This window comes from Turicibacter bilis, from assembly GCF_024499055.1.
GTDB classification, from domain to species: Bacteria; Bacillota_I; Bacilli_A; order MOL361; family Turicibacteraceae; genus Turicibacter; species Turicibacter bilis.
The window spans coordinates 1,770,423-1,782,583 of the sequence record NZ_CP071249.1 but is presented as its reverse complement, the minus strand read 5'-3'; the positions used below and the strand labels follow the sequence as shown (position 1 = coordinate 1,782,583).

Here is a 12,161-nt window from a genome sequence, read left to right as displayed (position 1 = left end):
ATGAAATAAAAAAACCTTTCTACTTCGATAAGCAGAAAGGTGTATTACATAATTTATATGTAGATCACACTTTCCCTTATCTTTCAGACAATGTCTGCAGGAATTGGCACCGTATCATGACTGATTGGTTGCCGGGCATCATCGGGCCTGTCCCTCCGCCTCTCGTGATAAGAGTTTGTTAAGTTGTATAAAATTGTAAATCTTAATAACTATTATAAATCCTATTTATGGAAAGTCAATTATTTTTTTCCACAAACAGGCCACAGTTATTAAGTCTTATATAGGGATAATATGAGATAGAAAAATTTTAATCATATATTTGTAATCATTTCGATAAGATGTAAAGATAAAAGGAAACTAAAGTTGGGGTGAGAATCGTTGAAAGAATATTTAGTAGTTATCATGATAATGTCAGTTGCATTAGCTATGGATGCATTTGCGGTTGCTATTACATTAGGAATGGATGGATTAGCCCATACAGTGAGAGATCGTCTTAAAGTATCCATTAGTTTTGGCTTTTTTCAAGGTCTGTTATTTGTCATTGGAATTGTTTCATTAAAGTTTGTTAGTGGAGAAATCACGACGTATAATCATTTAATCGCTGGTGTGATTTTAATTATATTAGGTGTTAGAATGTTAAAAGAAGCTTTTGAAAGCTCGAAAGAAGAATATATTGAATCTCATGAGATGGGCTTCAATAAAAAAAAAGATTTATCCTTAAAGTTACTTGCGATGTTTGGGATAGCGACAAGTATCGATGCTTTAGCAGCGGGGATTACTTACGGGTTAATTTATGAACAATTAATTCTGGCTACTATTGTCATAGCAACTATTGCATTTTTATTTTCCTATATAGGATCAACCTTTGGAAAAACATTAGGGCATATGATAGGAAATAAAGCAAACATCCTTGGGGGAGTTATGATTATTTTACTAGGAGTTAATGCCTTATTTTTTTGATTACAATCAGTAGCAGATACGCTTTATTTTATTAGGAAAGAGATATCTTTTTTTAATATCAAAATTAGGATTTTATCTTTATTTCCTATATTATATTGGTAAATTATCCATAAGATTGTAAGCGTAACTCCTTATATTAGAAAAAAATAAAAATATTTTAAAAAATTAATGTATATAAGTTGATTTTTTCCAGTGTTGGAAATATAATAATAACTGTAAAAGATATATACGTTATAACGTTTAAGGGGAGTTATTAAATGTTATGTTCGTATAGTGAAAACCCTTTACAAAGGGAGGAATCTTGTTGTAAAATTATGGTAACAATAAGATTTGAAATTTCAGAGAGCGGTTCTTAAGAGAACTATAAGGAGGAACTATCATGGAAGCTTGGCAAGGCTTTAAAGGTACAGAATGGCAAGAAAAAATTGATGTGCGTGACTTTATCAATCAAAACATCACTGTTTATGAAGGAGACGACTCTTTCTTAGCAGGACCAACTGAAGCAACAACAAAATTATGGGAACAAGTAATGGAGTTAACTAAAGCTGAGCGTGAAGCTGGCGGAGTTTTAGACTTAGATACAAAAATCGTATCTACAATTACTTCTCATGAACCAGGATATTTAAATAAAGATTTAGAACAAATCGTTGGTTTCCAAACTGACAAACCATTCAAACGTTCATTACAACCATTCGGTGGAATTCGTATGGCTGAAAAAGCTGCTGAATCTTATGGATTCCATGTAGATCCAGAAGTATCTCATATCTTCACTGAATACCGTAAAACACATAACCAAGGTGTATTCGATGCTTACACTCCAGAAATTCGTGCAGCTCGTAAATCAGGTGTTATCACAGGATTACCAGATGCTTACGGACGTGGACGTATTATCGGAGACTACCGTCGTGTTGCTTTATACGGGGTAGATCGTTTAATGGCTGAAAAATTAAAAGACCATAACAACACTTCACGTGTCATGGATGAAGAAAACATTCGTTTACGCGAAGAAATCTCTGAACAATACCGTGCTTTAAATGAATTAAAACAAATGGCAGCAAAACATGGTTTCGATATCTCTAAACCAGCAACAACTGCTAAAGAAGCAGTTCAATGGTTATACTTCGGATACTTAGCTGCAATTAAAGAGCAAAATGGTGCTGCGATGTCTTTAGGACGTACTTCTACATTCTTAGATATCTACATTGAGCGTGACTTACAAAACGGTGTAATCACTGAAGAAGAAGCACAAGAGATTATGGACCACTTCGTAATGAAATTACGTTTAGTTAAATTCTCTCGTACTCCAGATTACAATGAATTATTCTCAGGAGATCCAACTTGGGTAACTGAATCAATTGCTGGTATGTCAACTGATGGATTCCCATTAGTAACTAAAAACTCATTCCGTGTATTACACACATTAGATAACTTAGGACCAGCTCCAGAACCAAACTTAACAGTATTATGGTCAACTAAATTACCTCAAGGATTCAAAGAATACTGTGCAAAAATGTCAATCAAAACTTCAGCTATCCAATATGAAAATGATGACATCATGCGCCCAATCTACGGTGATGACTATGCAATCGCATGTTGTGTATCACCAATGAAAGTTGGTAAACAATTACAATTCTTCGGTGCGCGTGCTAACTTAGCAAAAGCATTATTATATGCAATCAACGGTGGTAAAGATGAAAAGTCTAAAGTACAAGTTGGACCACACTGGGCACCAATTACTGATGAAGTATTAGATTACAACAAAGTAATGGAACGTTACGATGAAGTAATGGAATGGTTAGCAGATTTATATGTTAATACATTAAATATCATCCACTATATGCATGACAAATATAGCTATGAGCGTATTGAAATGGCATTACACGATACAGATGCAGAACGCGTTTCAGCAACAGGTATCGCTGGATTATCAGTAGTAGCTGACTCATTATCAGCTATCAAATATGCAAAAGTTAAACCAATCCGTGATGAATTCGGTATTGCAGTTGACTTCGAAGTTGAAGGAGACTTCCCTAAATACGGAAATAATGATGATCGCGTAGACCAAATCGCAGTAGACGTTATGTCATCATTCATGACAAAAATCCGTAAACATAAACCATATCGTGCAAAATTACAAACTCAATCTATCTTAACTATCACATCAAACGTTGTATACGGTAAGAAAACAGGAACAACTCCATGTGGGCGTAAAGAAGGTGAACCATTTGCACCAGGTGCAAACCCAATGCACGGACGTGACTCTCACGGAGCAATCGCTTCAATGTCATCAGTAGCGAAGTTACCATTTGAATCTGCACAAGATGGTATCTCAAATACATTCTCATTAGTACCTAAATCATTAGGACGTACAGATGAAGAACGTAACAAAAACTTAGTAGCAATCATGGATGCTTATGTTGCTAAAAAAGGTCACCACTTAAATATCAACGTATTTAACCGTGATACTTTATTAGATGCAATGGAACACCCAGAGAAATACCCACAATTAACAATTCGTGTATCAGGATACGCTGTAAACTTCATTAAGTTAACACGTGCTCAACAATTAGACGTCATCAATCGTACAATGCACGAAAAAATGTAATTTGTGAATAAGAGAAGATAAGGTGATTAGTATGAATGGATATGTACACTCAGTAGAATCTTTCGGAACAGTTGATGGCCCAGGACTTAGATTTATTGTCTTTGTCCAAGGGTGCGGACTCCGATGCGCATATTGCCACAATCCTGATTCATGGAAAATGAAAGAAGGAAAAGTAACGGAAGTTTCTGAAATTGTGTCAGAATTAGTGAAGTATAAAGAGTTTTTCGATGCCTCAGGTGGAGGGATCACGGTAAGTGGTGGAGAACCTTTATTACAGATGGAATTCGTGACTGAATTATTTAAAGAGTGTAAAAAACATGGCATTCATACTAACATTGATACTTCAGGTGATTTAAAGTTCAATACTGAGGAACGTAAACAACAATTAAAAGAGTTATTAGCTGTTACTGACATGCTAATGCTTGATATTAAAATGTTTGATGCACAAAAGCATAAACAATTAACAGGAAAAGACAACGCACACATATTAGAATTTGGTCATCTAGTCTCTGATGCAGGCATTCCAATGTGGATCCGCCGAGTTCTTGTACCAGGATTAACAGATGACGAAGATGATTTACAAAAAACTGCCGAATACATCAAAACTCTGAAAACCGTTAAAAAAATTGAAGTTTTACCATATCACAGTATGGGTGAATACAAGTGGAAACAACTCGGATATGATTATCCGTTAGATGGACAACTCCCACCAAGTGACGAACTTGTTAAACATGCAGAAGAGATTCTTGGTAAAGCTATCTAATCTTTTAAAACTAGCTTCCCTTTTTGGAGGCTAGTTTTTTTTGTAGGCAACAACAGTATGAATAGAGAAGAAGCAGTAAAATTTTTATGACATTAAAAAACTTTACCATTTCTATTGATAACCTATATTCGAGTTTAATATAGATCCGATTATAAAAAAGAGTGAGTTGTGGATAACTTCATTTGGAGTTATCCACACTTTTATTTTCCCATAATAAAAAGAGCCTTTCGGCTCTTTAAGAGATTAGTAGTTTTCTGAACGGATTTCGAAGTGTGCTTGATCGTATGAGCAAACTGGACATACTTTCGGCGCCTTTTTCCCGAAATGAATGTGTCCACATTCTTGACATACCCAAGCAACTTCTTCTTCACGTTCGAATACTTGACCTTCTTCAATATTTTTTAATAATTGTAAATAACGCTCTTCATGGTGTTTTTCAATTTTTCCCACCATATCGAATAAAGCAGCTACACGGTTGAATCCTTCTTCGCGAGCAGTTTGAGCGAATGTTGCATACATATCTGTCCACTCATCATTTTCACCAGCAGCAGCATCTTTTAAGTTTGTCATTGTATCTGCAATTTCACCTTCATGTAATAATTTGAACCATAATTTTGCATGTTCCATTTCATTACGAGCTGTTTCTAAGAAGATGTTTGCGATTTGTTCATATCCTTCTTCCTTAGCTTTAGCTGCATAATAAGTATATTTGTTACGAGCCATTGACTCGCCAGCGAATGCATGCATTAAGTTTTGTTCTGTTTTAGTACCTTTTAAGTTACTCATGAGATTCCCTCCATATATTTCATATAGGAGTAAATTATAGCATTGGTTTATGACCGTTTTAAGTTCGAATGATAGAAACCATATAAAAAGCTATCTCCATAGTGGAGATAGCTTAAGACGATTCATTAATAGTTCTCTGAGTTTAACTCAAAATAAGCTTTTGGGTGAGCGCATACCGGACATGCTTTAGGAGCTTTTTTTCCATAATGGATATGTCCACAATTTAAGCAAATCCAAGCAACTTCTTCTTCGCGTTCAAATACTTGACCTTCTTCAATATTTTGCACTAATTTTAAATAACGTTCTTCATGGTGTTTTTCGATTTTTCCAACCATTTCAAATAACACAGCGATACGATTGAACCCTTCTTCGCGAGCAACTTGCGCAAAACGAGCATACATATCTGTCCACTCATCGTGTTCACCAGCGGCAGCATTTTTTAAATTTGTCATTGTATCAGCGACTTGTCCATCATGAAGTAATTTGTACCACAATTTTGCGTGTTCTTTTTCATTGTTAGCTGTTTCTAAGAAGATATTAGCGATTTGCTCGTATCCTTCTTTTTTAGCTTGAGAGGCATAGAACGTATATTTATTACGCGCCATTGATTCTCCTGCAAAAGCAGTTAATAAATTCTCTTCTGTTTTTGATCCTTTTAAGTTATTCATGAAATTCCCCCCTAAACAATAATTACACAGTTATTTTAGCATCTTTCAATTATTTTTCAAGGGGAGAAAAAGAAGAGGTTTTGGCATAAAAAAGAGATTCATTTTTTGATAATTAAGTAGGAACAAAATAACTAAAAAAGATAATCCGAAGATTATCTTTTTTAGTTATTAAGAATAAATTTTTTGATTACTTGAGCAATTCCATCTTCATCATTTGTAGCAGTAACATAGTTAGCAGCGGCTTTAACTTCATCGACTGCATTTCCCATTGCGACTCCAAGACCTGCAAATTCAATCATTGGTAAATCGTTGTATCCATCACCACAAGCGATTAATTGAGATTTATCTAATCCAACATGCTCTAATAATTTTTGTAATGAATAAGCTTTATTGATATTTTGAGGCATGAACTCTAAGAAGAATGGAAGAGAACGAGTAATACTTAAACGATTTCCTAAACGTTCTTTCATTTTAATTTCAACTTGAGCTAAATACTCAGGTTCTGCTGTGCATAAACATTTGACTGAGTTGAAAGTGACTGAGTCTTTAAAGTTTTCAACGCGATTGATTGGTATTCCGTTGATATGGGCTTCTTTTTGAATATATTGATCATCATCAGCTGTTATAATAGCCTCGTCTTCGTAAGCCATGATATTAACGTTCATTTCACGAGATAAATCATATAATTCATGACAAATCTCAGGTGTTAAGGAATCATCATAAATCATTTCATTTGTTTGAACTGAAATGATGCGTCCACCATTATAAGATAAGATATAACCTGGATATTCATCTAATCGTAATTCTTTAGCAGCTTTCACCATTCCATAAGTTGGCCGACCAGATGCTAATACAATCATGACACCTTGTTCTTGGGCTTTAAATAACGCCTCTTTTGTTTTTGGTAAGATTTCATTTTTAGATGACATTAATGTTCCATCTAAATCTAAAACAATCATTTTATAACTCATATAACTCTCCCTTTCGGTTAATTAAATAGTAGTTCAATTAAATACGACATCTTAGGTTTCAAATTCGGAAGTTTATTCATAATTGCCAATGTGTTATTAATATAAGATTGGCAAACGTCCTCTGATTGTTGAATATAATGTCCGGAATTAATTCGTTTGCAAAGTGAATCAAAGGTAGATGATTCTTTGTTCAAGTGTAATGACATCAACTCTTCTTTGATTAGATCATCCTCAAGAGCAAAAATCGTTGGAAGTGTAATAATGCCTTGTCTTAAATCATTACCAACGGGTTTCCCAAGACTTGAAGAGAGGCTTGTAAAATCTGAAATATCATCTTTTAATTGATAAGCAATTCCAATTGAATGACCGAGTTTTGATAGTTCATCAAGTTCATTATTTGATAAATGAGCAATTAGTCCCCCAATGACAAGACTCACAGAAATTAAAGTTCCTGTCTTTTGATGACTTTTTTCAATATAATCCTCGAGTTGAAGATTAAAGTTAAAAAGGTCCTCTTTTTGTTTGAGCTCTCCTAAGCATAGTTGCTTCATGGTATGTGCTAATTGTAAATGAAGACTTGGATTGTCAAAGTGAGAAAAAAGTTCAAGACTTTTATTTAAGGTATAATTTCCTAGTTTAAGTGCTACTTTAGCTCCATAGCGTTCATGAAGGGTAAGTACATTATGTCTCATTGGAGAATGATCAATAATATCATCATGAATCAGTGAAGAAAGATGAAGTAACTCAATCGCAACGGCTGCTAAATAGCAGTCTTCTTTCTTAGGATAACTTCCTAAATCAGTTGCCATTAATAAAAAGAGAGGGCGAATTCTTTTTCCACCCTGACTAACTAATTCGCAAAGCGCCTTTTTTAATGCGTCATCCTGTTTTAATAAGGGATCATTCTCGATATTTTGAAGGAGAATTTTATTAAAATAGACTTCATCATATCCAAACTTAGATAAGTAACCCATCATTCAACCCCTCCTGTTTCATAATTTTAATCCATGTGTTTAATAAATAAACGGATGAATTTTGATGATGAATAGATTGAATTTCAATTGATTCGAGAACGCGAGCCATATTATGTTTAATCAGTGAAAAGGTATGTTTAATCGAGTATTCATAATAAAGACTATAAAATAAATCACCGTATAAAATAATATTTCTACATTGTTCTTCATTTGATGAATCTAATAATTGATTATGGGTATCTAAATGGAGTAGTAAAAGCCCATATGAGACAAAATAAGGGAAGTAATCTTCAGGATGCATGGATTGATCAATCATTCCATCATAAAGTTTTTGTAATTGATATTCGTTAATTTGACAATCGATGATATTTGCACATTGAAGTTGTTGTTTGATTTCACTTATGACTTGTTTAATCATCACCTAATCCCCCGTTTCTAATGAGAATATCATTAGTATTCCAAGGATTAGAATAAATATACAAATGTTAGAATTCTTATAAGTTTGTTAAGATTTCTTCTTTTAATGCCGCTAATGTCTCTGGTGTATAATTAGACATGTTATTTGTATATTTGACATCAAATGAATCTTCAAACGTATAGCGAGGAATTAAGTGAACGTGATAATGGAAGACCGTTTGTCCCGCTACAGGTTTATTGTTGTTGACAATGTTCATTCCATCCGCATTAAAGGTTGTTTTTAATGCATTTGCAATCTTTGGAACAACTGAGAAAACATGTGCCATATCTTCTTCAGTCATTGAAAAAACATCTTTCACATGGTTTTTAGGGATAACTAATGTATGACCTTTTGTTGTTTGAGAGATATCTAAGAAGGCTAAGACATGCTCATTTTCAAATAAAATATGTCCTGGAATTTCTTTATTAATAATTTTACAGAAGATACATTGTTTCATTAGAGTTCCTCCTATCAGTTATTGAAATCGTTCTTAACTCTTGAATGACATAATTTTATCAAATATTAACAGAGTTTTAAAGTGCTAACATTCTGTCGAGAAAAGGTGTTTTTTGATTTGCTCCTCATGATATAATAGATTTTAATGTTAGGTGGGAGGTTTTAGACGTTGAATCAAAAAAAAAATCGTGAAAACTTAGAAAAAATGATGTTAGTTATTTTGATTGGGGCATTAGCCATTGTATTAGGAATTATTGAATCGATGATCCCTATTAAATTACCGATTCCAGGAATGAAACTAGGATTAGCTAATATTATGATTGTGATTGGGTTGTATTATTTAGATGTTAAAGATATGTTTTTTGTTATTATGTTAAAAACATTTTTAACAACGTTATTGCTTGGAACATTTTCTATGTTTGCTTATGGTTTTGTAGGTGCTTTATTGAGTTATATTTGCATGGTATCAGCCTTTAAAGTATTAAAAGAGAAGATTAGTTTAATTGGGATTAGTATGATTGGTGGGGTCATGCATAATATTGGTCAAATTATAGTAGCTATGATTTTAATTAAAACTAAGGCCATTGCATATTACATGATGTTTTTACTTCCAATAGGACTTTTAACGGGAGTTGTTATTGGATTAGTTGCAAAATTAGTTATGTCTCGTTTAAATGAATTTCAATTATTTCGAAATCACTATAAATTAAATAACTAATGAGGAGAATTGTATGAAAAAGTTATGGCTTGGAAGATATATTAGTGTTCCATCATTTTATCATTCACTTGATTCACGTGCTAAATTATTAATGATGGTTCTTAATATCATCATGATGATTTGTATTTCAAGATGGATACAACTTTTACTTGCCGCTTGTTTAATATTCATGTTCTTATATTTAAGTAAAATTCCATTTTCTTTTTATTTGAAGCAAGCAATGTTTCTTAAATATATGTATTTATTTTTTATCGTGTTCTTCACCTTAACAGAAGGCACAAAGACATTATTTCAAATTGGATTTCTTCAGGTCACATTAGACGGATTGATGTTAGGAATATTCTACACCGCAAAAATGATGTTATTCGTATTCATGGGTGCGCTACTAACTTTTACAACCGCTCCAAGTGAACTTGTCGCAGGAGCAAAAGCCTTGATTAAAGGCCAGTCTATGGAACAGTTTGCTTTTATGACAAGTTTAGCGATTCGTTTAATTCCGATGATTTTAGATGAGGTGAAGCTCATTTATAGTGCTCAACAATCTCGAGGATTAGATTTTAGTGAGATCTCATTACAAGAAAAATTATCAAAACTAATGGCTATTATTATTCCGGCGATCTCAAATACAATTAAACGATTAACCATGATGATGGATGCGATGGAATGTCGAGGATATATTGTCGGTCAACGTCGTACTTCGATTTATCATTTAACATGGAAAATGAAAGATACTGTTATTTTAGCAAGTGGAATTATTACGTTAGTCGGTATTATTTTGCTGTAAGTCGCAGAACCTGTTAACAGGTTCTTTTCTTTTAAAATAAATGAAAGGGTGATTATAAGATGTTTATTCATAATGATTGGGATTTAATTTTAAAACAAGAATTTGAACAGCCGTATATGAAGGAGCTTTTTAATCAATTACATCAACAATACGAGACGGAAGTCGTTTATCCTCCAAAAAATGAAGTGTTTCATGCCTTCCAGTTAACCCCGTATTCAGAAGTCAAGGTCGTGATTTTAGGACAAGATCCTTATCATGGTCCAAATCAAGCGAATGGTCTAAGCTTTTCAGTTGAAGCAAGAACAAAGCTGCCACCTTCTTTGCGTAATATTTTTAATGAGTTAGTGGAGGATATCAAATGTGAGTATCCAAGTAGCGGAGATTTAAGTAAGTGGGCGAAACAAGGCGTTTTATTACTGAATACGACGTTAACAGTCAAAGAAGGTCAACCGATGTCACATGTTGGAATGGGATGGGAGACCTTTACGGATGCGGTTCTACGCTATTTAAATGAAAAACCAACACCGATTGTCTTTATTTTATGGGGGAAACACGCCCAAAGTAAGAAAAAGCTGATTGATTTAAATAAGCATTTTGTGATTGAATCAGCCCATCCTTCGCCATTATCTGCTCGTCGTGGATTTTTTGGAAGTGCTCCTTTTTCAAAGACTAATGAATTCTTAGCTTCAAAAGGATTGAATCCGATTGACTGGTCATTAAATTAAAAAAAGCATCTCTTTTTTGTAGAGATGCTTTTTTGCTTAAAATTGTTCTGAATTACCATAAGGTGGTTGAGGCATATAGTTATTTGATTGTTGAATTTGTTGGTGAGTAAAGCTTTCAGGAAGTTGGTTATAGTATGGATACTTTTGCTTATAAAGTTCGTCTTGTTGTTTTTGATAGTTATAAAGTGCCCCTAAAGAAGGGAATTTTTCAAATAAGTCAGGATCCACCATATTAAGTGTATTATCGAGTGGATAGTAGTAGTTGATTTCTTCTGGGAATTCAACATAATCTAAATAAACAGTTAATAAAATGAAACGATGACCTGTGTTTGGATCACTTAAAACGATATGGTCGCGTCCTGCCGATTCAATAATTCCGACAAAAGTACGTCGAGCAGTTGCTGCATCATTACCACTGAATGTCATATAAACGGTAGCTAACTTCCCACGATTAAGTCTTAGAATATTACTTACGTAACTGTTACCTTGTGCCATTGAGATCACATTTCCTACTGGAACTTCAAATCCTCCAAATGTTACACCACTTACTGATGGTCCAGTCATTCCTTGTCCAGGTTCAGTTGGCGTTTGTGGTGTAATTGGGGCCCCTGCTGGAAATGGTGGTTCCACTGTATTTGGGTTTACATTAGAGTAACTTCCTCCCATTGGATTTGCTTGTTGATATCTCCAGTATGGATCGCTTGGATTTGGAACAGGTCCTCCATAAGGATACGAGTAATAATAATTCATAATGTCTCTCCTTTCAAATTACAATTAGTCATAACAGTGTTCGGATTCAAGTGGGATATAGAAGCAGTGATCTCCATATCGACCTGAATTCCATTGTCCCCAAAACTGAGGCGGACAACTTGGTTGGAAAGGATCGTAGAACCATAATGCCGTTGTCGCAGGTTCAAATCGCTCTCCATTAATGACCCTTCGCGCTAGCCTAATTTCATTATCTCTTGCGCGTTGATAGAAGTAATCAAATTGTACGGCTTCAAATCCCCCAGGCGACTGAAAGACCATTTGTTGAATGGTATTAATGTTTTTAAAATCGTGACAATTAGCTAAGACACGATTCACGCAAACATTACCCACAAGTAACATCCCCATATTTCCATCGCTTTCGGCTTCAGCACGCATGAGTCGGGCAAGTAATTCAACATCTTTTTGGGTTGCTTGAACAACTCCCATGATAATCACCTCTCGTTTCATCATATGGTTGAGATTGACGAAACATGAATAAATTATTTTAAAAAATAAAAGGTATTAACCTTTTATTTTTATGGAA

14 protein-coding genes and 1 riboswitch are annotated in these 12,161 nt (G+C 34.1%); of the genes, 6 read left to right on the top strand and 8 right to left on the bottom strand.

The window, feature by feature from the left end; all coding sequences use genetic code 11:
- Positions 1–73: 73 nt before the first annotated feature.
- A riboswitch (SAM riboswitch) is annotated at positions 74–174 on the bottom strand.
- Between the two features lie 204 nt (positions 175–378).
- The 3 genes from J0J69_RS08590 (at position 379) to pflA (ending at position 4,328) form a co-directional block, all read left to right on the top strand.
- Positions 379–960 (top strand): manganese efflux pump MntP, encoded by a 582-nt coding sequence (locus J0J69_RS08590; RefSeq protein ID WP_237252683.1) that lies wholly within the window; start codon positions 379–381, stop codon positions 958–960.
- A gap of 379 nt (positions 961–1,339) precedes the next feature.
- Positions 1,340–3,565 (top strand): formate C-acetyltransferase, encoded by a 2,226-nt coding sequence (gene pflB / locus J0J69_RS08585; protein ID WP_055242899.1) that lies wholly within the window; start codon positions 1,340–1,342, stop codon positions 3,563–3,565.
- A 31-nt stretch (positions 3,566–3,596) separates the two neighbouring features.
- Entirely contained in the window at positions 3,597–4,328 is a 732-nt protein-coding gene (gene pflA / locus J0J69_RS08580) for a pyruvate formate-lyase-activating protein (protein ID WP_055276663.1), read from the top strand.
- A gap of 243 nt (positions 4,329–4,571) precedes the next feature.
- Here the strand turns inward: pflA and rbr (J0J69_RS08575) are convergent, their stop codons facing one another.
- From rbr (J0J69_RS08575) to J0J69_RS08550, 6 genes are all read right to left on the bottom strand, one after another.
- Positions 4,572–5,114, bottom strand: a complete 543-nt coding sequence (gene rbr / locus J0J69_RS08575) for a rubrerythrin (RefSeq protein ID WP_055276665.1) — start codon at positions 5,112–5,114, stop codon at positions 4,572–4,574.
- Between the two features lie 125 nt (positions 5,115–5,239).
- Positions 5,240–5,782: a rubrerythrin gene (rbr, locus tag J0J69_RS08570; RefSeq protein ID WP_055276667.1), complete on the bottom strand. Its 543-nt coding sequence runs from the start codon at positions 5,780–5,782 to the stop codon at positions 5,240–5,242.
- 161 nt (positions 5,783–5,943) lie between these two features.
- A complete protein-coding gene (locus J0J69_RS08565; protein ID WP_212724640.1) occupies positions 5,944–6,753 on the bottom strand; it encodes a Cof-type HAD-IIB family hydrolase in 810 nt (269 codons plus the stop codon).
- 17 nt (positions 6,754–6,770) lie between these two features.
- On the bottom strand, positions 6,771–7,730 hold the full coding sequence (locus J0J69_RS08560) for a polyprenyl synthetase family protein (protein WP_237252686.1): 960 nt from the start codon (positions 7,728–7,730) through the stop codon (positions 6,771–6,773).
- On the bottom strand, positions 7,711–8,145 hold the full coding sequence (locus J0J69_RS08555) for a hypothetical protein (protein ID WP_055276672.1): 435 nt from the start codon (positions 8,143–8,145) through the stop codon (positions 7,711–7,713). The genes J0J69_RS08560 and J0J69_RS08555 overlap by 20 nt, the downstream gene beginning before the upstream one ends.
- 76 nt (positions 8,146–8,221) lie before the next feature.
- A complete protein-coding gene (locus J0J69_RS08550) occupies positions 8,222–8,641 on the bottom strand; it encodes an HIT family protein (RefSeq protein ID WP_212724641.1) in 420 nt (139 codons plus the stop codon).
- 168 nt (positions 8,642–8,809) lie between these two features.
- Between J0J69_RS08550 and J0J69_RS08545 the strand changes: the two genes are divergently transcribed.
- Genes J0J69_RS08545 through J0J69_RS08535 form a run of 3 tightly spaced genes read left to right on the top strand, consistent with a single transcriptional unit; the run spans position 8,810 to position 10,867 of the window.
- Positions 8,810–9,358, top strand: coding sequence for a Gx transporter family protein (locus tag J0J69_RS08545; protein WP_055242915.1), 549 nt, complete (start codon positions 8,810–8,812; stop codon positions 9,356–9,358).
- A 13-nt stretch (positions 9,359–9,371) separates the two neighbouring features.
- Positions 9,372–10,142: an energy-coupling factor transporter transmembrane component T family protein gene (locus J0J69_RS08540; RefSeq protein ID WP_212724642.1), complete on the top strand. Its 771-nt coding sequence runs from the start codon at positions 9,372–9,374 to the stop codon at positions 10,140–10,142.
- Between the two features lie 59 nt (positions 10,143–10,201).
- Positions 10,202–10,867: a uracil-DNA glycosylase gene (locus J0J69_RS08535; protein ID WP_212724643.1), complete on the top strand. Its 666-nt coding sequence runs from the start codon at positions 10,202–10,204 to the stop codon at positions 10,865–10,867.
- A 36-nt stretch (positions 10,868–10,903) separates the two neighbouring features.
- Here the strand turns inward: J0J69_RS08535 and gerQ are convergent, their stop codons facing one another.
- Together gerQ and J0J69_RS08525 are read right to left on the bottom strand one after the other, a co-directional pair.
- Entirely contained in the window at positions 10,904–11,617 is a 714-nt protein-coding gene (gerQ, locus tag J0J69_RS08530; protein ID WP_055305921.1) for a spore coat protein GerQ, read from the bottom strand.
- A gap of 24 nt (positions 11,618–11,641) precedes the next feature.
- Positions 11,642–12,064, bottom strand: a complete 423-nt coding sequence (locus J0J69_RS08525) for a cell wall hydrolase (RefSeq protein ID WP_212724644.1) — start codon at positions 12,062–12,064, stop codon at positions 11,642–11,644.
- Between the last annotated feature and the right edge of the window lie 97 nt (positions 12,065–12,161).